The following is a 21052-nucleotide window of genomic DNA, read 5'->3' on the forward strand; positions in this document are numbered from 1 at the left end:
GGGATCGCGGGAGATCGCCGCCGCGGTGTGGTGTGGATCTCCTAGAGTGGGTGGTACGCCTGCGGACCACAGGAGGTACGGGTGGAGGATTTCTCCGACGTCGTGATCATCGGTGCCGGCATCTCCGGCATCGGCGCGGCCTATCGCGTCGCGGAACGCAACCCGGGCGTGCGGTACACGATCCTCGAGCGACGCTCCCGCATCGGCGGCACATGGGACCTGTTCCGCTATCCCGGAATCCGTTCCGACAGCGACATCTTCACGCTGTCGTTCCCGTGGGAGCCGTGGACCCGCCGGGAGAACGTGGCTGACGGCGGGCACATCAGGGAGTACCTCGCCGAGACGGCCCGCAAGCACGGCATCGACCGGCACATCCAGTTCGACACCCACGTCACCTCGGTCGAGTGGGACTCCAGCAGCGACACCTGGACGGTCCGGGCCCAGCAGAACGGGCAGGAGCGGGTGTTCCGCGGCCGGTTCCTGTTCTGCGGCACCGGCTACTACAGCTACGACGACCCCTACCGGCCCGACATTGCCGGCCTGGACACCTTCGGCGGGCCGGTGATCCACCCGCAGTTCTGGCCCGAGGATCTCGACCTGACCGGCAAGCGGATGGTGGTCATCGGCAGCGGCGCCACCGCGATCAGCCTGATCCCGGCGCTCAGCGACAGGGCCGCGCACGTCACGATGCTGCAGCGGTCACCCACCTACATGATGTCGATGGCGCGGATCGATCCGATGGTCGACGCGATCCGCAAGCTCCTCCCGCGCCGCCTGTCCCACTCGGTGGTGCGATTCCGGAACGCGTTGTTCCACGTGCTGACGTACTTCATGTTCCGCAAGGCGCCCCGATTCGGGCGCTGGCTGATCCGCAACCGCACGGTGGCCGCACTCCCACCCGGCTACGACGTCGACGTGCACTTCAAGCCGCGCTACAACCCGTGGGATCAGCGGATGTGTCTGGTGCTCGACCACGACCTGTTCGAGAACATCGGCGCGGGGCGGGCCGAGGTGGTCACCGACACCATCGACCACGTCGATGCGACCGGCATCGTGTTGCGCTCCGGCAGGCGGCTCGACGCCGACATCATCGTGACCGCGACCGGCCTGCAGCTGCAGGCGCTCGGCGGCATCCGGGTGCTGGTCGACGGTGCGCAGATCGAGCCGACCGAACGGTTCGTCTATAAGGAGTACCTGCTCGAGGACCTGCCCAACATGGCGTGGTGCATCGGCTACACGAACGCGTCGTGGACGCTGCGGGCCGACATGACCGCGAAGGCCGTGGCAAAGCTCATCGCGCACATGCGAACTCACGGCTACACGCACGCCTATCCGCATCGCGGGAACGCCCCGATCACCGAGAAGCCGACGTTCGATCTGGAAGCCGGCTACATCAAGCGCGCACCGCACGCCCTCCCTCGGTCCGGCACCCGCCGGCCGTGGAACGTGCGGCACAACTACGTGCTCGACGTCATCGATCACCGGTTCGACCGCATCGAGGAGTCGATGGTGTTCGGCCGCGCGCCCGTGCGCGAGCGTCACCCCGCCTGACTTCTCGCCGAAACTGTATTCCGCGCGCCTTTTTGGGGCTCAGGAGCGCGCTGGATGCAGTCTCGGCGCAGACTAGGGCGCGACGGAGAGCCAGTCGGCGAAGCCGGACGGGTCGTGGCGGCCGAGCGCGCCGTGTTCGAACAGGCCCCATCCCTCGCGCTCGGTGCCGTCGGCGTCCCGGCACACGGCCCTGCCGACATGGTCGATCACCCCGAATCCGGCCCGGCCGATGATCGCCGGATCGGTCATGTCGTAGGTGAGCCGTTCGGTGAAGCGTTCGCCCTTCCACATGCCGTGCAGCCAGTCGGAGTCACCGCCGTAGCCGCCGCCGACGTGGATCGGCACCGGAAGTTTCGACTCGACGTCCAGATGGACGGCCCTGCCGTCACGTCCGGTCGCCTCGATGGTCGCGCCGGTCGGGATGCGGGTGCCCGAACGGTAGTGGATCTTCACGCGCGGCCAGCCGAGCTGTTCTACACGCCCGTCTTTCCAGATGCGCGTGCAGTCGTTGACCGAGCGGTAGCCCTGCGGGTCCTCCTGGATGATGATCACGATCCCGAAGTCGTCGAAGGCCATCGGCACGTAGAGCCACCACATGCCTTCGAACGGCGGGTCGTCGGGGCGTCCCGCCGGCTCCGCTTCGCCGATGGGGCGGATGCCCCAGGAGCGGTCGCGGGTGCCGATCCAGCGCGCGGGATCGACGGTGATGTCCTCACCGTCGATCGACAGCTGCCCGCTCCACGTACCCACCTGAGCGAAGCGCTGCGCGTCCAACGTGACCCGGGTGCCGCGGCGCATGATGTGCGGCTGCTCCTGGACGACGTCGAACAGTCCCTCCCACGTGAGATCGGCTGCGATGCCCTCGGTTTCATCGCAGACGATGCGGAGCTTGCGGAGCGGCTCGATCACCTCGACGCGATAGCCGCCGACGTTCTGGTTGAGCCGATCCTGGTCGATGGCGTCGGAGAGGTGGACGGCCGTCTGGGTGTCGCCGCGCCTCACCAGGAAGAAAGCGTCCTTCACCCCGAGGTTGGGGTAGTAGCCGATACCGCTGATCAGGAAGATGTCGCCGGTGCGGTCGTGGGCGTTGAAGTAGGACCGGTCGTAGAAGTTGCGGTCCGACGACCCGGGCCACGCGATCGGCTGCGGAACCTGGTGTAGCGGATATTCATCCATGGGTCCGAGCATCAGACGGTCTCTCCTAACAGTCTTTTGAGCAACGACGCGTGGTAGAACAGCGATTCGACGTCGGCGGGCTTCTCGATCTCGCCGAAGTGCACGCGCCGCGCCCCGGTCCGCATGAACACGCAGCACCACACCACCGCGGAGTAGACGTGGAACCACCGCAGGTCACCGATCTCGACGCCGGTCAGTTCGGCATAGGTGGCGCGGATGTCGTCGTCTGCCAGGAAGTCCGGCATTCCGGGCAGGCCGGCGAGTTTGGTGAGTTCTTGGAACACCATGTGCGCGAACGACAGCCACGCGACGTCGAACTCGCGGGGGCCCACGGTCGCCATCTCCCAGTCGAGGACGGCGACGGGGGAGAAGTCCCGGTACATCACGTTGCCGATACGCGAATCACCCCACACCAGAACGGATTCCGCGGCTGCGACGTCGTCGGGGAAGTTCTCGTCGAGCCACGCCAGAGCGCGTTCGACCAGGGGTGCGCGGCCGATGTCGGGCACGCTGAACTCATACCAGTTCTTCAACCAGCCGAAGTGCCGGTGCAGCGCCGTCTCGCCGGGCGGGTCCACGTCCTGCAGGAAGCCGAATGTCTGCTGCGCGTTCGGGATCGCATGCAGCTTCGCCAGCACCGCGATGGTTTCGTCCTGGAGGCGGCGCTGCTGCGCCGGGTCGGCGTCGAAGAGCCAGTTGCCCCCGAACGTGTAGGGCATGACGTCGGGAGGCACGATCCCGTCGACGCGGTCCATCAGGAAGAACGGCCGTCCGAGTACGTCTCCGGTCGGTTCGAGCCAGCGCACCTGCGGCACCGGCACGTCGGTCAGTTCACCGACCAGCCGAATGACCTCGTGCTGGTGGTCGAGCCGATAGTGCTCGAACACCGGGACATCGGCCTCCGACGGGGCGACGCGAGCAACCCAGCTCTGCTCGACCTGGGTGCCGCCCTGCATCCAGCGGCCCGACAGCAGGATGGTTTCCGACGACATGCCGTTGGCGTCGATGCCGCTGTCGACGGTGATCTCCGGCGTGGTGTCGGGCATCAATGACGACAACCATCGCGACAGGGTGGCCGGCACGTCCGCCATGTCGCGGCTGGACCGCTGGAGCCGGTCGACGTCTTCAACCGCGGGGTCGCCGCCGTTCTGGCTGGGCACGAGAATGTCCTTCCCGCCACGGATCCGACGCCGCGGCACCCCGAATACGTTACGGTGGGTAGCGTTATGAAAGCAGACCTGCCCTCGGCTGACAAGCCCCCGAGCGCCGGACGTCCACGCGACCCCCGCATCGACGCCGCCATTCTGCGCGCCACCGCTGATCTGCTGGTCGAAATCGGCTATCCCAACGTGACGATGGCAGCAGTCGCCGAACGGGCAGGGACCACCAAGACCGCGCTCTACCGCCGGTGGTCGAGCAAGGCTGAGCTCATCCACGAGGCGGTCTTCCCGGTGACGCCCACGGCGATCGACACGCCGCCGGGCGACATCGCCGCCGATCTGCGAGCCATGGTGACGGCCGCGCGCGACGTGTTCACCAGCCCGGTCGTCGCGGCCGCGCTGCCCGGGCTGATCTCCGATGTGTCCGCCGACCCTGCGTTGCTGGGCCGCGTCAGCGCCCGGTTCACGGGCCTGTTCGACGCGGTGCGGTCACGACTGCGCGACGCCGTGGAACGTGGTGAGGTCCGCGAAGACGTCGACCCCGACGGGTTGGTCCATTTGATCGGCGGCGCAACGATGTTGGCGATGCTGCAGGCCCCCGACTACCTGGCGAGCCCGGCGTGGGTGGACAGCACCACCTCGATCCTGCTGCACGGAGTGGTCGCCTAGCCCCGGCGAGCGAGCGGGTTTGCACGCAGACGCGCCGCCACAGCTGGCAGGTCGCGCGCGCTCGCGGCCCGTCAGGGCAGGAATCGGCCCGCCGCGTCGACGATGTCGAGCAGCGGTTGGGGCAGAGCGCCGAGCAGGAACGTCACGATCGCGGTCACCGCGACCACGCCCGTCGTCAGCACGCTGGGCGCCACCACGGTCGGCGCATCGTCCGGGCGGTCGGTGAAGAACATCAGCACGATCACCCGCACGTAGAAGTACGCCGCGATCGCGCTGGCGATCACACCGACCACCACCAACGGGACCGCGCCGCCCTCGCCGGCGGCCTTGAACACCGCGAACTTGCTGACGAACCCGCTGGTGAGCGGAATCCCCGCGAACGCCAACAGGAACAGCGAGAAGACGATGCCCACCAACGGATACCGCTTGCCCAGCCCGGCCCACCGGGCCAGCGCGGTGTCCTCCTCGCCGTCGGCGTCACGCACCAGACCGACCACCGCGAACGCGCCCACGGTGGAGAACCCGTAGGCGAACAGATAGAACAGCGTCGCGGACAGACCCGACTCGGTACCGGCGACCACACCGGTCAGGATGAACCCGCTGTGTGCAACCGCGGAGTACGCCAGGATGCGCTTCACGTCGTTCTGCGTGACCGCGGTGATGGTGCCCACCGCCATCGTCGCGATCGCGACCGCCCACAGCACCGGGCGCCAATCATCGTGCAGCCCGGGCAGAGCCACCGAGAACACCCGCAGCATCGCACCGAACGCGGCGATCTTGGTGGCCGCGGCCATGAAGGCCGTGATCGGTGTCGGCGCGCCCTGGTAGACGTCGGGAATCCAGGAATGGAACGGTACCGCGCCGACTTTGAACAGGATGCCGACCAATAGCAGGGCGATGCCGACCAGTGCGAGCGAGCGGCTGCCCTGGTCCGCGGACACCGCGTCGGCGATCCCGGGCAGCGACAGGGTTCCCGCGTAGCCGTAGAGCATGGCCGCGCCGTAGAGGAAGAAGGCTGACGAGAACGCGCCCAGCAGAAAGTACTTCAGCGACGATTCCTGCGACAGCAGACGCCGCCGACGCGCCAGCCCGCACAGTAGGTACAGCGGCAGCGACAGAACCTCGAGCGCGATGAACATCGTCAGCAGGTCGTCGGCCGCGGGGAACAACAGCATCCCGCCGACGGCGAACATCGTCAACGGGAACACCTCGGTCTGGACGACACCCGCTGCGGTGGCCTGCTTCTCGACGACGCTGCCGGCGATCGCCGAGGCCTGCGGGGTGAACGCGTCCAACCCGTCACCCTGATCGGCCCGATCGGGCACCGCGATCCGACGCTCACCGATCAGCAGAACACCGAGCACGGCCACCAGCAGGATGGTGCCCTGCAGGAACGCCGCAGGCTTGTCGATCGACACTGCGCCCATGACCGCGGGAAAGCCGTTGCCGCCGCCGATGTCTTGTGCCACCAGCACCACGGCGACGAATGCGCCGACCAGCGCCACGAGGCTGAGTGTGATCTGTGCGCGATACCGGTGCTGGCGCGGCAGAAGCGCTTCCAGCAGGACACCGAGCACCGCCGCGCCGAACACGATCAGCATCGGTGCGATCAGGCTGTACTCGACCGACGGGGTGGGCATGCTCATCGCACCGGTCCTTCCGCTGTCCGAGGTGCCGGATCCGGCCGGTCGATCGTGGTGAGCGTGTGCGTCACCGCGGGGTCGATGACGTCGAGCGCGGGCTTGGGATACACCCCGAGAACCAGCAGCAGCGCGAGCAGCGGTGCCACGACTGCGAGTTCGCGGGGCCGCAGGTCGGTGACCCGAGACTCGCCGTCAGCCAGCGCCTCCGGCGTGGGCCCGGTCATCATGCGCTGATAGGTCCACAGGATGTAGATCGCGGAGAGTACGAGCGCGCTGGCGGCCAACACACCGAACACCGGATAGCGGGTGAATGTGCCGATCAGCACCAGGAATTCGCTGATGAACGGTGCCAGACCAGGCAACGACAGTGTGGCCAGACCCGCCACCAGGAACGTGCCGGCGAGCACCGGAGCGACTTTCTGCACACCGCCGTAGGCGCTGATGAGGCGGGACCCTCGGCGCGAGACCAGGAATCCGGCGATCAGGAACAGCGCCGCCGTCGAGATGCCGTGGTTGACCATGTACAGCGTCGACCCGGCCTGACCCTGGCTGGTCATCACGAAGATGCCGAGGATGATGAAGCCGAAATGCGAGATCGATGTGTAGGCGATCAGCCGCATCACGTCGGTCTGCCCGATCGCTACGACCGCGCCGTAGACGATGCCGATCACCGCGAGCGTGATGATCAGCGGGCTGAAATAGGTTGCGGAGTCTGGAAACAGGGTGAGGCAGTACCGGATCATGCCGAAGGTGCCGACCTTGTCCATGATCGCCATCATCAGCACCGCGCTCGCCGGGGTGGCCTCGACAGCGGCGTCGGGCAGCCAGCGGTGCAGTGGCCACAGAGGCGCCTTGATCGCGAACGCGAACATGAAGCCGCCGAAGAGCAGGTGCATGACCGCCGGGTTGACCACGAAGTCGCCGCTGGCGACCGCGGCGACGATCGCCCTCAGGTCGAATGTGCCGGCGTCGAACGCGTCGCTCGACGCGGTCGCGACGTAGAGGCCGACCACCGCGGCGAGCATGATCAGGCCGCCGAAGAGGTTGTACAGCAGGAACTTCACCGCCGCCTTACTACGCTCGCGGCCGCCGAACCCGCCGATGAGGAAGTACATCGGGATCAGCATCGCCTCGAAGAACACGTAGAACAGCAGGATGTCCAGCGAGACCAGCGAGATCAGCACCATGCCCTCGACGGCCAGCGTGAGCGCGAAGTAGACGTGCACGGAACGGCCGCCCCAGCTGATCCGATCGCCGGCATCGTTCCAGCCGGCGACGATCAGCAGGGGAACCAGTACCGCGGTGAGCACGACCAGGGCCAGTGCGATGCCATCGACGCCGAGGATGTACCCGGTGCCGAAAGACGGTATCCAGCGGTAGTTCTCGACGAACTGGTACTGCTCGCCACCGGGATCGAAACCGACCGCGACGACGGCGGTGACCGCGAGAACCGCCAGAGAGACGGCGAGGGCGACCCACTTCGCCAGCGATCGGGCCGCCGCGGGCAGCAGCATGACCACCACCGCGCCGACCATCGGGACCGCCCACAGGACCGTCATCCACGGCACGGATGTCACCACAGGTTCACCGCCAGGATCAGGGCGACGACGAACGTCGCGCCGGCGAGCATGGACAACGCGTAGGACCGGGCGAACCCGGTCTGCACGCCGCGCAGGCCGGTGGAGACGCGGCTGATCGCCGCGGCCAGCCCGCCCGCCGCGCCGTCGACGACCTCGTCGTCCAGTTCGGTCAGGCCTCTGGTCAATTGGGCGCCCGGCGCCATCAGCACGCGTTCGTTGAACGCGTCACCGTAGAGGTCGCGCCGCGCCGCGACAGTCAGCGCCGAGCCCTGCGGCACCTCGTCAGGCACCGCGCGGGTGCCGTACATCCGGTAGGCGACCGCGATGCCCACCGCCACGACGGACAGCACGATCACCGTGACGACCCACACCGGCAGCACATGGTGCACCTCGTGCGCGCCGACCACGGGTTCGAGCCAGTGCTCCAGCGTGCCGCCGATCGCGAACGCCGCGCCCGCCCCCACCGAGCCGATGGCGAGCAGGATCATCGGCCACGTCATCACCGCGGGCGACTCGTGCGGACGAGAGCCTTGAGCCCAACGCTTTTCGCCGAAGAACGTCATCAGCATCACGCGCGTCATGTAGAACGCGGTGATGCCGGCGCCCAGAATGGTTGCCGCGCCGAGGATCACGCCCTTCACGCCACCCGCGCCGAGGGCGGCCTCGATGATGCCGTCCTTGGAGAAGAAGCCGGCCAGCGGGGGAATGCCGATGATCGCGAGATAGCCGAGACCGAAGGTGGCGAACGTGATCGGCAGCGCGGTGCGCAGACCGCCGTAGCGCCGCATGTTCACCTCGTCGTCCATCGCGTGCATCACCGAGCCGGCGCCGAGGAACAGGCCCGCCTTGAAGAATCCGTGGGTGAGCAGATGCATGATCGCGAAGGCGTAGCCGGCCGGGCCGAGGCCGGCGGCCAGCACCATGTAGCCGATCTGGCTCATCGTCGACGCCGCGAGCGCCTTCTTGATGTCGTCCTTGGCGCAGCCGATGATCGCGCCGAACAGCAGGGTGACGGCGCCGACGACCACCACCGCCGTCTGCGCGTGGGGTGCGAGGTCGTACACCGGCGCCGACCGCACGATCAGGTACACCCCGGCGGTGACCATGGTGGCCGCATGGATGAGCGCCGACACGGGAGTCGGGCCCTCCATCGCATCGCCCAGCCACGACTGCAGCGGCACCTGCGCCGACTTGCCACACGCGGCGAGCAGCAGCATCAGGCCGATCGCGGTCAGCGTGCCCTGCGTGAGTTGGGGTGCGGCGTCGAAGACTTCGGCGAACGAGACGGCGCCGATCGACGCGAACATCACCATCAACGCCACCGCGAGGCCGATGTCACCGACCCGGTTGACGACGAACGCCTTCTTGGCCGCCGTGGCTGCCGACGGCTTGTGCGACCAGAAACCGATCAGCAGGTAGGACGCCAGACCCACGCCCTCCCAGCCCATGTAGAGGCCGAGATAGTTGTCGGCCAGCACCAGCAGCAGCATCGCCGACAGGAACAGGTTGAGGTAGGCGAAAAACCGTCTGCGGTCCGGGTCGTGCGACATGTAGCCGATCGAGTAGATGTGGATCAGCGAGCCGACACCGGTGATCAACAGCACGAAGCACATCGACAACTGGTCGAGTTGCAGGCCGAAGTCGACTTTCAGCGCACCGACGGGCACCCAACTGAACAGCGCCTCGTGGACGAGGCGGTCCTCTGGGTGGCTGTTGACCATGCCGGTGAACAGCACTGCACCGCAGACGAACGACGCCAACGCGGCGGCCGTACCGAGGAGATGTCCCCACCGATCGGTGCGACGGCCGCCCAGCAACAGGACAGCCGCACCGCCCAGCGGCAGGGCGATGAGCAGCCACACGGGAAGTGTCATCAGGTCAGTTCCCTCTGTTCTTCGCGCGAGCGCTCATCAGTTCCCTCTGTTCTTCGCGCGAGCGCTCATCAGTTCCCTCTGTTCTTCGCGCGAGCGCTCATCAATTCCTCAGCAGGCTCGCGTCATCGACATTGGCCGACCGTCGCGTCCGGAAGATCGTCATGATGATTGCCAACCCGATCACGACCTCACAGGCGGCGACCACCATCGTGAAGAACGCCACGACCTGTCCGTCGAGGGTGCCGTGGATGCGGGAGAACGTGACGAACGCGAGGTTACCGGCGTTGAGCATCAGCTCCACGCACATGAACATCACGATGGCGTTGCGGCGCAACAGAACTCCGGCCGCTCCGATGGTGAACAGCAGGGCAGACAGATAGAGGTAGTTGTCGGGGCTCATCGCAACTCCCGGCGTCCGTCAGTCGGCTCGCCCGATCCGCCGTCGCTGGGGATCGGGCGCAGCTGCAGAATTCCGCTGACCGACAGCTCCGATCCGCGTCCGTCGGGCAACCGCGCGGGGACGTCGACCGCGTTGTGGCGCGCATAGACGCCGGGATTGGGCAGCGTGGTGGGATGCCCGCCCGGCGCGAACCGCTCGATCGCGAGCTCGCGCTGGGTCTTGCGGCGCTCGAAACGCTCCCGATGCGCCAGCACCATCGCCCCGAGCGCGGCCGTGATGAGAAGCGCACCCGTCAGTTCGAACGCCCACAGGTACTTCGTGAACAGCAGGACGGCGAGGCCTTCGACATTTCCGTTCACATTCGCGCCGTTCCCGTTCGCCTGTGCCAGGCCGGTGAATCCGGTCGTCGACACCGTGCCGATCCCGGCGATCAGCAGCACGCCGAAGCCGACACCGACCACGAGTGCCGCAATGCGTTGCCCACGCAGCGTTTCCACCAGGGACTCCGACGAATCCACGCCGATCAGCATCAGCACGAACAGGAACAGCATCATCACCGCGCCCGTGTACACGACCACCTGGACGACACCGAGGAACGGAGCGTCCTGCGCGATGTAGAGGACAGCCAGCGCGATCATCGTGACGGCCAGCGAGATCGCCGAATAGACGGCCTTCGGCGCCGACACGACGCCGAGTGCACCGATCACTGCGACCGCGCCGAGAATCCAGAACAGCACCGCCTCACCCATGTCGGCCCCTCACCGCGCCTCCAGTGGCTTGATGTTGCCCAGGTAATAGTCGTCGTCGGTGCTACCCGGGGCCATCGCGTGCGGCGGTGCCTCCATGCCGGCGCTCAGCGGGGCGAGCAGCTTGTCCTTGCCGTAGATCAGATCCGACCGGTTGTCGTCGGCCAACTCGTAGTCATTGGTCATCGTCAGCGCGCGGGTCGGGCAGGCCTCGATGCACAGCCCGCAGCCGATGCACCGCAGATAGTTGATCTGATAGACCCTGCCGTACCGCTCGCCGGGGGAGAAGCGCTCCTCCTCGGTGTTGTCGGCGCCTTCGACGAAGATCGCGTCGGCCGGGCAGGCCCACGCGCACAGCTCACACCCGATGCACTTCTCGAGACCGTCGGCGTACCGGTTGAGCTGGTGGCGGCCGTGGTAGCGCTTCGCGACAGGTCCCGGTTTCTCCGGATACTCCTCGGTGACAGGCTTTTTGAACATCGACCCGAAGGTGACGGCGAATCCTGCGATCGCGTCGAGGAACCTAGGCATCGGCACGCTCCTTCTGGGACAACGAGGACATCGGGGGCATCGGGGGGACCGGGAAGGCGCCCGACACCTGCGGGGGGACAGGGCTGGGGGAGGACGCTTCCCGGCGCGCACGCCGGGATCGCCATGCGAATGTCACCAGCGCCGCGAGCACGACCGCGGCGAGACCGATCAGCGCCGTCACCCACGTCGGCAGCCCCTCGTCGCCGAGAGACCGGGTGACGGCGACCACCATGATCCAGGCCAGCGACACCGGGATCAGGATCTTCCACCCCAGCGCCATGAACTGGTCGTACCGCATCCGGGGCAGCGTCGCGCGTAGCCACATGAACACGAACAGGAACACCCAGACCTTGGCGGTGAACCACAGCAGCGGCCACCACCCGGAATTGGCGCCGTCCCACAGGCTCAGCGGCCACGGCGCATGCCACCCGCCGAGGAACAGGGTGGTGGCCAACGCCGACACCGTGGTCATGTTGACGTATTCGGCGAGCATGAACATCGCGAACTTCAGAGACGAGTACTCGGTGTGGAAGCCGCCGACGAGTTCGCCCTCGGCTTCCGGCAGATCAAAAGGCGCCCGGTTGGTTTCGCCCACCATCGAGGTCAAATAGACCAGGAACGACGGCAGCAGCAGGAACACGAACCAGGTGTTCTCCTGCGCGGCGACGATGCCCGAGGTGGACATGGTGCCCGAGTAGATGAACACCGCGGCGAACGACAGCGCCATCGCGATCTCGTAGGAGACCACCTGCGCCGACGAACGCAACCCACCCAGCAGCGGGTACACCGAGCCTGACGCCCAACCCGCGAGCACGATGCCGTACACGCCGATCGAGGTGACGGCGAGGATGTAGAGCACCGCCACCGGGAGATCCGTCAATTGCAGGGCCGTGCGGTGGCCGAACACCGACACCTCGCCGCCCATCGGGATCACCGCGAATGCCATGAACGCGGGGATCACCGAGATGACCGGTGCGGCCAGATAGATCCACTTGTCCACCCCGGCGGGGATGAGACCTTCCTTCAACGCGAGTTTGACCCCGTCGGCCAGTGACTGCAGCAGCCCGCGCGGACCGACCCGGTTGGGGCCCAACCGCATCTGCATGCGGCCCAGGATCTTTCGTTCCAACAGGATGGCAGTGAGCACCGTCAGCAGCAGGAACACGAAGATGCCGAGCGACTTCGCCAGGATCAGCCACCACGGATCGTGGCCGAACAGCGTGGGATCGGGGTACGTCACGACTGCTCCCGTCCGATCGACGCCTGTTCTATCGAAACCCGCTCTATCGGAGCCCGTTCTAACGAAACCAAGGCCCCCGACGTCACACCCAACGTGTCGTGCACCGCGCACCCGGGTGAGTTCGTCGGCAACCACACCACCCGGTCGGCCATGTCGGTGACCATCAGCGGCAGCGTGATCGCACCGCGCTCGGTCGACACCGTCACCGAATCGCCAGGCTGCACGGCGATCTCGGCGGCCGTCGTCGCGGACATGCGCGCGACCGCCGCGTGCGCGGTCCCGGCGAGATGAGGCTCGCCGTCCTGTAACCGCCCCTGGTCGAGCAGCAACCGCCATGTCGCGAGGACCGCCTGCCCGGCAGCCGGTTCGGGCTGCTGTTGCGCACTCGGTCCGTCGGCGCCGGCGCGGGCGCCCGACCACAGGCCGACGCGGGCCCGGTCGGCCGCGACGGCTGCTGCCGACGGGGTGCCCAGATCGATGCCGAGCTCGTCGGCGAGGAAACCGAGCACCCGGAAATCGGACAGCGCGTTGGTCTGCAGCGCCGGTTCGAAGGGGCGAATCCGCCCCTCCCAGTTGACGAATGAACCGGCCTTCTCCACGACCGGCGCGACGGGGAACACCACGTCGGCTCGGTCGGTGACGGCGCTGCGACGCATTTCGAGGCTGACGACGAACGGTGCCGCATCGAGCGCGGCGCGCGCGGCCGCGGGGTCCGGAAGGTCGTCGAGGTCGACTCCGCCGACCAGCAGCGCATCGAGGTCCCCGGCTGCGGCGGCCGCCAGTATCCCGGTGGTGTCGCGTCCGGGCTGTGCCGGCAGCGCGTCGACGTTCCACGCCGTCGCCATCAGAGTCCGGGCGGCGTCATCGGCCACCGGGTGGCCACCGGGCAGCAGGGTGGGGAGCGCTCCGGCGTCCACAGCGCCGCGGTCGCCGGCCCGGCGCGGGATCCACGCCAACCGCGCCCCGGTGCTCGCCGCCAATCGCGCCGCGGCTGACAGCGCGCCGGGTGCAGCTGCGAGCCGCTCACCGACCAGGATCAGCGCGCCGGGCATCGACACCAGCTCGTCGCCGGCCAACCCGTCGAGCGCGGCGGCCTCGCCGCCCGGCGCGGCGGGCACCAGCGCACCGGACAGCTTGTGCAGCCCGCGCGAGGCGAACGGCGCCACCGACAGCACCCGCAGGCCACGCTTGCGGACCGCCTTGCGCAGCCGCAGGAACACGATCGGTGACTCGTCTTCGGGCTCGAAGCCGGCGAGCAGAACGGCCGGCGCCTTCTCCAGGTCGGAGTACGTGACGTCCATCGGCAGGCCCGCGACATGAGCGCCCAGGAAGGCCGTCTCCTCGTCGCTGAGCGGGCGAACGCGGAAGTCGATGTCGTTGCTGCCCAGCACGATCCGAGTAAACTTTGCGTAGGTGTAGGCGTCCTCCGCGGTGCAGCGGCCACCGACGAGCACCCCGGCGCGGCCCTGCGCCGCGGCGAGCCTGCTCGCCGTGACGCTGAGCGCCTCGGACCACGACGCGGGGCGCAGGACGCCGCCCTCGCGCATCAGCGGTGTGGCGATTCGATCGCCGACCGCGGCGTAGGTGAACGCCCAGCGGCCCTTATCGCAGTTCCACTCCTCGTTCACCTCGGGATCGTCACCGGCGAGGCGGCGCAACACCTTTCCGCGGCGATGGTCGGTGCGCTGCGCACATCCCGAGGCGCAGTGTTCGCACACACTCGGGCTGGACACCAGGTCGAACGGCCGGGCCCGGAACCGGTACGCGGTGCCCGTCAGCGCGCCGACCGGGCAGATCTGCACCGTGTTACCCGAGAAGTACGACTGGAACGGTTCGCCGGTGGCGATGCCGACCTGCTGGCTCGCTCCGCGCTCGAGCAGGTCGATGAAGCGGTCGCCGGCGATCTGGTCGGAGAACCGGGTGCACCGGGCGCACAGCACGCAGCGTTCGCGGTCGAGCAGCACTTCCGACGAAATCGCGATCGGCTTCGGGAACGTGCGCTTGACGTCCTCGAAGCGAGTTTCGCTGCGGCCGTGCGACATCGCCTGGTTCTGCAGGGGGCACTCGCCGCCCTTGTCGCAGATCGGGCAGTCCAGCGGGTGGTTGATCAGCAGCAGTTCCATCACCCCGTGCTGCGCCTTGTCGGCCGCTTCCGAGGTGAACTGGGTGCGTACCACCATGTCGGGTGAGACCGTCGTCGTGCACGACGCCAACGGCTTTCGCTGTCCCTCGACCTCGACCAGGCACTGCCGGCATGCGCCGACGGGGTCGAGCAGGGGATGGTCACAGAACCGGGGGATTTGCACGCCCATGAGCTCGGCCGCGCGGATCACCAACGTGCCCTTGGGCACACTGACCTCGGTGTCGTCGATGGTGAGCGTGACCATCTCGACTGCCGGGGCGTCGTGACTGTGCTCAGCCAGCGTCATGCGAGCCCCACCTTTCTCCCCGCGTGTCCACTCGAGCTCGCGTCTGCTCGCGCACAGAAACCACCCTCATGCGCCGACTCCTTCGGGTGCGGCCAGCATCGACGCGTACGGATCGAAGGGGCACCCGGCCCCGCCGAGATGCGCCTCGTACTCGTCGCGGAAGTACTTGAGCGAAGACAGAATCGGGCTCGCCGCACCGTCACCGAGTGCGCAGAACGACTTACCGAAGATGTTGTCGGAGATGTCGAGCAGCTTGTCGAGGTCCTCCTCGGTGCCCCGGCCCGTCTCCAGTCGCTCGTAGATCTGCGCCAACCAGTAGGTGCCCTCGCGGCACGGCGTGCACTTACCGCACGACTCGTGGGCGTAGAACTGCGTCCAGCGCCGCACCGCACGCACCACACACGTGGTGTCGTCGAAGATCTGCAACGCCTTGGTGCCGAGCATCGACCCGACACCCGCCATTCCCTCGTAATCGAGGGGCACGTCGAGGTGCTCAGCGGTCAGCAGCGGGGTCGACGACCCTCCCGGAGTCCAGAACTTCAGCTCGTGACCGGCCCGCACCCCGCCGGCGAAGGACAGCAACTCGCGCAGCGTGATGCCCAGCGGCGCCTCGTACTGGCCCGGTGTCGTGACATGGCCCGACAGCGAATACAGCGTGAAGCCGGGCGATTTCTCCGACCCCATGGAACGGAACCAATCCACGCCGTTGCGCAGGATCGGCGGCACGCTCGCGATCGACTCGACGTTGTTGACCACCGTCGGGCAGGCGTACAGACCGGCGACCGCGGGGAACGGTGGCCGCAGCCGCGGTTGCCCCCGCCGTCCCTCCAGTGAATCCAGCAGCGCGGTCTCCTCGCCACAGATGTAGGCGCCCGCCCCGGCGTGCACCACGAGCTCCAGATCGAAGCCCGACCCGGCGATGTCCGTGCCCAGATAACCGGCCGCATACGCCTCCGCGACGGCGGCCTGCAACCGGCGCAGCACCGGAACGACCTCGCCCCGCAGATAGATGAATGCGTGGTGGGCGCGGATCGCATACGCCGCGATGATCGCTCCCTCGACCAGGAAGTGCGGCGTGGTCAACATCAGCGGCATGTCTTTGCAGGTGCCGGGCTCCGACTCGTCGGCGTTGATCACCAGGTAGTGCGGCTTGGCGGCCGCGCCCTCGTCTCCTTGCGGGATGAACGACCACTTCGTGCCCGTCGGGAAGCCCGCGCCGCCGCGACCGCGCAACCCCGAGTCCTTGACGGTCGTGATCACCGCGTCGGGACCCATCTCCAGGGCTTTCCCGAGTGCCTCGTAGCCACCGTGGCGGCGATAGGTGTCCATGCTCCACGGTTGCGGTTCGTCCCAGAAGCTGCTGAGCACCGGCGTCAAGACGGTCATGAGGCATCCGTCGCAGTCGGATCGGTATCAGCGGTCTGCCCGCGCGCAGGGACTTCGGCCGACGGCGCGGGTGCCGGCTGGTCCTTGACGGCCTCGGTCGCCTCGGCCTGTTCGTGGCCCGGGGGATCGGCGACGCTGTCGGTGGCCGGCCCGTCGGCATCGGGCGCGCTCATGCCGCGCTCCCGGGCGATCCGCAGACCTGCCAGCGTCGCGGCACCTGCACTCCCCGCGTCGTCGACACCGGCGGAATCACCGACGCCGGCAAGCACTCTCGCGGTCTCGCGGAACGTGCACAGCGATCCGCTCCGTGACGGCGCCGGTGGCTGCCCAGCCTGCAACGCGTCCACCAGCTCACGCGCCGACGACGGGGTCTGGTTGTCGAAGAACTCCCAATTCACCATCACGACGGGGGCGTAGTCGCACGCCGCGTTGCACTCGACGTGCTCCAGTGTGATCCGGCCGTCCAGCGTGCTCTGCCCGGCGAGAATCCCGAGATGCTCCTGCAGTGAATCGAGGATCGCATCCCCTCCCATCACCGCACACAGCGTGTTGGTGCAAACCCCCACCAGATAGTCACCCGTGGGGGTGCGACGGTACATCGAGTAGAACGTCGCGACAGCCGTCACCTCGGCCGGCGTCAGGCCCAAGTGCCCTGCGCAGAAAGCGATTCCGGCGGGAGTGAGATAGCCGTCCTCGGCCTGCACCAGGTGCAGCAGCGGCAGCAGAGCCGATCGTGCGTCAGGGTAGCGGCCGACGATCTCGCCCGCGTCCTGCGTCAGCCGCGCCGTGACGTCGGACGGATACGTCGCCGGGCCGTGGATCGGCGGTCCCGGTTCGTCGGGACGCTGACCGAGCTCGAGGAAAACACTCACTAGTCCTGCCCTCGTCTCTTCGCGCAAGCGCTCATCGATCCACCCCGCCCATCACCGGATCGATCGACGCCACCGCCGCGATCGCGTCGGCGACCATGCCGCCCTCGCACATCGCCGCTACGGCCTGCAGATTCGTGAACGACGGGTCGCGGTAGTGCACGCGATACGGCCGCGTTCCGCCGTCGGAGACCATGTGCACGCCGAGTTCACCCCGCGGGGATTCGACGGCCGTGTACACCTGCCCGGCCGGCACCCGGAACCCCTCGGTCACGATCTTGAAGTGGTGGATCAGGCCTTCCATCGACCGCCCCATGATCTTCGCGATGTGCTCATTGGAGTTACCCAGACCGTCCGGCCCCACCTTCAGGTCGGCCGGCCAGGCCAGCTTCTTGTCGTCGATCATCACCGGCGCACCGGCCATTCCCTCGAGCCGCTCCACGCACTGCCTGACGATCTTGATCGACTCACGCATCTCCTTGACCCGAATCAGATAGCGCCCGTACGAATCACAGCGATCGTCGGTGATGACGTCGAAGTCGTAGGTCTCGTATCCGCAGTAGGGCTGCGATTTCCGCAGATCGTGCGGAAGCCCCGTCGAGCGCAGCACCGGGCCCGTGATACCCAGTGCCATGCATCCGGTGAGATCGAGATAACCGACCCCGAGGGTGCGCGCCTTCCAGATGTAGTTCTCGTTGAGCAGGTTCTCCATGTCGCGCAGCCGCTCGGGCAGCAGCGTCAAGAGCTCGTGCAACTGCGGCATCGCCTCGTCGGGCAGATCGACGGCGACACCACCCGGCCGGATGTAGGCATGGTTCATCCGCAGGCCCGTGATCGTCTCGAACACCGACAGGATGAGTTCGCGCTCCCGGAAGCCGAGGAACATCGCCGTCATCGCGCCCAATTCCATGCCGCCGGTGGCCAACGCGACCAGATGGCTGGAGATCCGGTTGAGCTCCATCATCATCACCCGGATCACCGACGCCCGTTCGGGGATCGCGTCGGTGATGTCGAGCAGCTTCTCCACGCCCAGGCAGTACACGGTCTCGTTGAAGAACGGCGACAGATAGTCCATCCGGGTCACGAAGGTGACACCCTGTGTCCACGTTCGGAATTCGAGATTCTTCTCGATACCGGTGTGTAGATAGCCGATCCCGCACCGGGCCTCGACGATGGTCTCGCCCTCGATCTCGAGGATCAGGCGCAGCACCCCGTGTGTCGAGGGGTGCTGCGGTCCCATGTTGACCACGATCCGCTCACCGGCGTGTTCGGCGGCGTTCTCGCGGGCTGCGGTGACGACCTGGTCCCAGTCCTGGCCGCCGACGACGACCACCCTCTCCGGGCGGTGCTGTGATGTGGTCATCAGTTGTAGGACCTCCGCTGATCGGGCGGCGGGATCTGGGCGCCGTGGTATTCCACCGGCACGCCGCCCAGCGGATAGTCCTTGCGCTGGGGATGGCCCACCCAGTCGTCGGGCATCTCGATCCTGGTCAGCGCCGGGTGCCCGTCGAAGATGATGCCGAAGAAGTCGTAGGTCTCCCGCTCGTGCCAGTCCGTTGTCGGGTAGACCGAGAACAGTGACGGGATGTGCGGATCAGTGTCGGGCGCAGCGACTTCCACTCGGACGCGGCGATTGTGGGTGATCGACATCAATGGATACACCGCATGCAGTTCCCGCCCGGTGTCGGCGGGATAGTGCACGCCGTTGACCCCCAGGCAGAGTTCGAAACGCAGGGCCGCGTCATCACGCAGTGCCTGCGCGACGTCGACCAATCGCTCGCGGTGAACCTCGAGGGTGAGCTCGCCGCGATGCACGATGACCCTCTCGATCGCCTCGGCCATCGCGTCCTCGCCCAGGCTGGCGCTCAGCGCGTCGACGACATCGTCGAAGTAGCTGCCGTACGGTCGAGGTGTGCTGCCTGGCAACGCCACGGGACGAACCAGACGGCCGTATCCGGAGGTGTCCCCGCTGCCGTGGGCGCCGAACATGCCGCGCCGCACACCGATCACCTCGGGGCCCTCGCTGCCGGTCACGATTGCCTGTTCTTCGCGCAAGCGCTCATCACCTCAACAGGCCCTTCAGCTCGATGGTCGGCCGCACAGCGAGCGCTGCCTGCTCCGCCTCCCTGACGGCCTCCTCACGATTGACGCCGAGGGGCATCTGCTGAATCTTGTCGTGCAACTTGAGGATCGCGTGCAACAGCATCTCCGGCCGGGGCGGGCACCCGGGCAGGTAGATGTCGACGGGCACCACATGGTCGACGCCCTGCACCACTGCGTAGTTGTTGAACATCCCGCCGGACGACGCGCACACGCCCATGGCCAAGACCCATTTTGGCTCGGCCATCTGGTCGTAGATCTGGCGCAGCACCGGGGCCATCTTCTGGCTGACCCGGCCCGCGACGATCATCAGATCGGCCTGCCGCGGAGTAGCCGAGAAGCGCTCCATACCGAAGCGTGAGATGTCGAAACGCGGACCCGCCGTCGCCATCATCTCGATCGCACAGCAGGCCAGCCCGAACGTCGCCGGCCACAACGAGCCCTTGCGGACGTACCCTGCGACCGCTTCCAGCGTGGAGAGCAGGATGCCGCCGGGCAACCGTTCCTCTAGTCCCATTGCAAGCCTCCTCTGCGCCACACGTACGCGTAGGCAACGAAGACGATCACCATGAACAACAGCATCTCGACCAGGGCGAACACTCCGAGACTGTCGAAGGCGACGGCCCACGGGTACAGGAACACGATTTCGATGTCGAAGACGATGAACAGCATCGCCGTCAGGTAGTAGCGGATCGGGAAGCGCTGGCCCGTGGCCGCCGCCGCGGGATCGGAGGCGTCCATCGGTTCGATGCCGCACTCGTAGGCCTCGAGCTTGGCGCGGTTGTAGCGGCGCGGGCCGATGAGGACCGCGATGCCCACCGAACCGACGGCGAACACGGCAGCTATCGCACCAAGCACCAGGATGGGCGTATAGAGGCTCATGCTGCGTAGGAGCTCCTCGCGGGCTGTCGATGTGAGCTTTCCCACACCCTAACCCCGATAGCGACCCACGCCACACATTTTGATGAGTATCTCTAAAGGAGTGCCAGGAAGCCGGCGTAACGTCCCGAAAAAGCAAGCGTGACAGCGCGTTAACGTGCGTGTCGCGTCAGTGACGCTGCCGTAAGAGCGACACGACGGCGTCGCCGAGCCGGATGGGGTCGATGGGGTGGGGCACCGCGGCCTCGGCGCGGGACCAGTTGGCGAGCCAGGCGTCGTCCGGCCGTCCGGTCAGCACCAGCACCGGCGGGCAGTTCGAGACCTCGTCCTTGAGCTGCTTGGCGATCCCCATGCCACCGACCGGGCTGGCTTCCCCGTCGAGGATCGCCAGATCGAATCCCCCGGCGTCCATCTGCCTGATCACCATCGGACCCGTCGCCACCTCCAGGTAGCTGAGTTCCGGGAGTTCGGGATGAACACGCTTACCCAGCGCCAGGCGCACCTGCTCCCGAGTCCGCGGGTTGTCGCTGTAGACGAGCACACGCAGGGTGACCGGGTCGGGCGGTGACGAGGGCAGCACCATGGCCGCGATCGTAGCCGCGGCGCGTGCGTCCGCGAGACCGTTCGGCGTCGACGGCGCCCCGACGGCGGTGGAGATCGCCCGGCGTCACGCCGCCGAGCGTGGCGTGATGGCGCGGTTCGACGACGGACACGGCTTCGGTCCCGCGGTCAGCGACGTCCACGCCGTGGCGCTCGGCCTGCCCATCGGAACCCGCGGCGACGAGCCCGCCCACCTGCCGCGGGTGCGTCGCGACTGAT

General features: G+C 67.4%; 20 protein-coding genes. 3 read left to right on the top strand and 17 right to left on the bottom strand.

Annotation, left to right across the window (positions count from 1 at the left end; genetic code table 11):
• Positions 1-81 precede the first annotated feature (81 nt).
• The gene (locus PGN37_RS09915) at positions 82-1551 is read left to right on the top strand and encodes a flavin-containing monooxygenase (protein WP_335330860.1); all 1470 of its coding nucleotides are present in this window, start codon (positions 82-84) and stop codon (positions 1549-1551) included.
• A gap of 72 nt (positions 1552-1623) precedes the next feature.
• On the opposite strand, the gene PGN37_RS09920 is transcribed toward PGN37_RS09915, so the two are convergent.
• Together PGN37_RS09920 and PGN37_RS09925 are read right to left on the bottom strand one after the other, a co-directional pair.
• A complete protein-coding gene (locus PGN37_RS09920) occupies positions 1624-2739 on the bottom strand; it encodes a hypothetical protein (RefSeq protein WP_335330861.1) in 1116 nt (371 codons plus the stop codon).
• Positions 2739-3818 (bottom strand): phosphotransferase family protein, encoded by a 1080-nt coding sequence (locus tag PGN37_RS09925; protein ID WP_335330972.1) that lies wholly within the window; start codon positions 3816-3818, stop codon positions 2739-2741. Before PGN37_RS09925 ends, PGN37_RS09920 begins: the two co-directional genes overlap by 1 nt.
• A gap of 135 nt (positions 3819-3953) precedes the next feature.
• Between PGN37_RS09925 and PGN37_RS09930 the strand changes: the two genes are divergently transcribed.
• Complete coding sequence (locus PGN37_RS09930) at positions 3954-4556, top strand: TetR/AcrR family transcriptional regulator (RefSeq protein WP_335330862.1); 603 nt, start codon at positions 3954-3956, stop codon at positions 4554-4556.
• A 71-nt stretch (positions 4557-4627) separates the two neighbouring features.
• On the opposite strand, the gene nuoN is transcribed toward PGN37_RS09930, so the two are convergent.
• From nuoN to PGN37_RS10005, 15 genes are all read right to left on the bottom strand, one after another.
• Complete coding sequence (gene nuoN, locus PGN37_RS09935) at positions 4628-6202, bottom strand: NADH-quinone oxidoreductase subunit NuoN (RefSeq protein ID WP_335330863.1); 1575 nt, start codon at positions 6200-6202, stop codon at positions 4628-4630.
• Positions 6199-7779 carry an NADH-quinone oxidoreductase subunit M gene (locus PGN37_RS09940; RefSeq protein ID WP_335330864.1) on the bottom strand — a complete coding sequence of 527 codons (1581 nt, stop codon included), beginning with the start codon at positions 7777-7779 and terminating at the stop codon, positions 6199-6201. Before PGN37_RS09940 ends, nuoN begins: the two co-directional genes overlap by 4 nt.
• The gene (gene nuoL / locus PGN37_RS09945; RefSeq protein ID WP_335330865.1) at positions 7773-9653 is read right to left on the bottom strand and encodes an NADH-quinone oxidoreductase subunit L; all 1881 of its coding nucleotides are present in this window, start codon (positions 9651-9653) and stop codon (positions 7773-7775) included. The genes PGN37_RS09940 and nuoL overlap by 7 nt, the downstream gene beginning before the upstream one ends.
• 100 nt (positions 9654-9753) lie before the next feature.
• On the bottom strand, positions 9754-10053 hold the full coding sequence (nuoK, locus tag PGN37_RS09950) for an NADH-quinone oxidoreductase subunit NuoK (RefSeq protein WP_335330866.1): 300 nt from the start codon (positions 10051-10053) through the stop codon (positions 9754-9756).
• The gene (locus PGN37_RS09955; RefSeq protein ID WP_335330867.1) at positions 10050-10802 is read right to left on the bottom strand and encodes an NADH-quinone oxidoreductase subunit J; all 753 of its coding nucleotides are present in this window, start codon (positions 10800-10802) and stop codon (positions 10050-10052) included. The genes nuoK and PGN37_RS09955 overlap by 4 nt, the downstream gene beginning before the upstream one ends.
• Before the next feature lie 9 nt (positions 10803-10811).
• Positions 10812-11330, bottom strand: a complete 519-nt coding sequence (gene nuoI / locus PGN37_RS09960; protein WP_335330868.1) for an NADH-quinone oxidoreductase subunit NuoI — start codon at positions 11328-11330, stop codon at positions 10812-10814.
• The gene (gene nuoH, locus PGN37_RS09965) at positions 11323-12570 is read right to left on the bottom strand and encodes an NADH-quinone oxidoreductase subunit NuoH (protein ID WP_335330869.1); all 1248 of its coding nucleotides are present in this window, start codon (positions 12568-12570) and stop codon (positions 11323-11325) included. Before nuoH ends, nuoI begins: the two co-directional genes overlap by 8 nt.
• The gene (locus PGN37_RS09970; RefSeq protein WP_335330870.1) at positions 12567-14999 is read right to left on the bottom strand and encodes an NADH-quinone oxidoreductase subunit G; all 2433 of its coding nucleotides are present in this window, start codon (positions 14997-14999) and stop codon (positions 12567-12569) included. Before PGN37_RS09970 ends, nuoH begins: the two co-directional genes overlap by 4 nt.
• A gap of 66 nt (positions 15000-15065) precedes the next feature.
• Entirely contained in the window at positions 15066-16385 is a 1320-nt protein-coding gene (gene nuoF, locus PGN37_RS09975; RefSeq protein ID WP_335330871.1) for an NADH-quinone oxidoreductase subunit NuoF, read from the bottom strand.
• Entirely contained in the window at positions 16382-17284 is a 903-nt protein-coding gene (gene nuoE / locus PGN37_RS09980; protein WP_442932899.1) for an NADH-quinone oxidoreductase subunit NuoE, read from the bottom strand. Before nuoE ends, nuoF begins: the two co-directional genes overlap by 4 nt.
• A gap of 4 nt (positions 17285-17288) precedes the next feature.
• Positions 17289-18617 (bottom strand): NADH dehydrogenase (quinone) subunit D, encoded by a 1329-nt coding sequence (gene nuoD / locus PGN37_RS09985; RefSeq protein ID WP_335330873.1) that lies wholly within the window; start codon positions 18615-18617, stop codon positions 17289-17291.
• On the bottom strand, positions 18617-19288 hold the full coding sequence (locus tag PGN37_RS09990) for an NADH-quinone oxidoreductase subunit C (RefSeq protein WP_335330874.1): 672 nt from the start codon (positions 19286-19288) through the stop codon (positions 18617-18619). The genes nuoD and PGN37_RS09990 overlap by 1 nt, the downstream gene beginning before the upstream one ends.
• 28 nt (positions 19289-19316) lie before the next feature.
• On the bottom strand, positions 19317-19871 hold the full coding sequence (locus PGN37_RS09995) for a NuoB/complex I 20 kDa subunit family protein (RefSeq protein WP_335330875.1): 555 nt from the start codon (positions 19869-19871) through the stop codon (positions 19317-19319).
• Positions 19862-20236 (bottom strand): NADH-quinone oxidoreductase subunit A, encoded by a 375-nt coding sequence (locus tag PGN37_RS10000; protein ID WP_221356024.1) that lies wholly within the window; start codon positions 20234-20236, stop codon positions 19862-19864. Before PGN37_RS10000 ends, PGN37_RS09995 begins: the two co-directional genes overlap by 10 nt.
• 166 nt (positions 20237-20402) lie before the next feature.
• A complete protein-coding gene (locus PGN37_RS10005) occupies positions 20403-20816 on the bottom strand; it encodes an Rv3143 family two-component system response regulator (RefSeq protein WP_335330876.1) in 414 nt (137 codons plus the stop codon).
• Here PGN37_RS10005 and PGN37_RS10010 point away from each other — a divergent pair.
• Positions 20815-21051, top strand: coding sequence for a hypothetical protein (locus PGN37_RS10010; RefSeq protein ID WP_335330877.1), 237 nt, complete (start codon positions 20815-20817; stop codon positions 21049-21051). The genes PGN37_RS10005 and PGN37_RS10010 overlap by 2 nt on opposite strands.
• Position 21052: the final 1 nt, after the last annotated feature.

It is taken from the genome of Mycobacterium kyogaense (assembly GCF_036946525.1).
Classification (GTDB): domain Bacteria; phylum Actinomycetota; class Actinomycetes; order Mycobacteriales; family Mycobacteriaceae; genus Mycobacterium; species Mycobacterium kyogaense_A.

Coding starts and splice junctions, on each gene's coding strand:
- PGN37_RS09920 (WP_335330861.1), bottom strand. CDS start 2,739: ATGCTCGGACCCATGGATGAATATCCGCTACACCAGGTTCCGCAGCCG.
- PGN37_RS09925 (WP_335330972.1), bottom strand. CDS start 3,818: ATGGCGGACGTGCCGGCCACCCTGTCGCGATGGTTGTCGTCATTGATG.
- PGN37_RS09930 (WP_335330862.1), top strand. CDS start 3,954: ATGAAAGCAGACCTGCCCTCGGCTGACAAGCCCCCGAGCGCCGGACGT.
- nuoN (WP_335330863.1), bottom strand. CDS start 6,202: ATGAGCATGCCCACCCCGTCGGTCGAGTACAGCCTGATCGCACCGATG.
- nuoL (WP_335330865.1), bottom strand. CDS start 9,653: ATGACACTTCCCGTGTGGCTGCTCATCGCCCTGCCGCTGGGCGGTGCG.
- nuoK (WP_335330866.1), bottom strand. CDS start 10,053: ATGAGCCCCGACAACTACCTCTATCTGTCTGCCCTGCTGTTCACCATC.
- PGN37_RS09955 (WP_335330867.1), bottom strand. CDS start 10,802: ATGGGTGAGGCGGTGCTGTTCTGGATTCTCGGCGCGGTCGCAGTGATC.
- nuoI (WP_335330868.1), bottom strand. CDS start 11,330: ATGCCTAGGTTCCTCGACGCGATCGCAGGATTCGCCGTCACCTTCGGG.
- PGN37_RS09970 (WP_335330870.1), bottom strand. CDS start 14,999: ATGACGCTGGCTGAGCACAGTCACGACGCCCCGGCAGTCGAGATGGTC.
- nuoF (WP_335330871.1), bottom strand. CDS start 16,385: ATGACCGTCTTGACGCCGGTGCTCAGCAGCTTCTGGGACGAACCGCAA.
- nuoD (WP_335330873.1), bottom strand. CDS start 18,617: ATGACCACATCACAGCACCGCCCGGAGAGGGTGGTCGTCGTCGGCGGC.
- PGN37_RS09995 (WP_335330875.1), bottom strand. CDS start 19,871: ATGGGACTAGAGGAACGGTTGCCCGGCGGCATCCTGCTCTCCACGCTG.
- PGN37_RS10000 (WP_221356024.1), bottom strand. CDS start 20,236: ATGAGCCTCTATACGCCCATCCTGGTGCTTGGTGCGATAGCTGCCGTG.
- PGN37_RS10010 (WP_335330877.1), top strand. CDS start 20,815: ATGGCCGCGATCGTAGCCGCGGCGCGTGCGTCCGCGAGACCGTTCGGC.
- PGN37_RS10005 (WP_335330876.1), bottom strand. CDS start 20,816: ATGGTGCTGCCCTCGTCACCGCCCGACCCGGTCACCCTGCGTGTGCTC.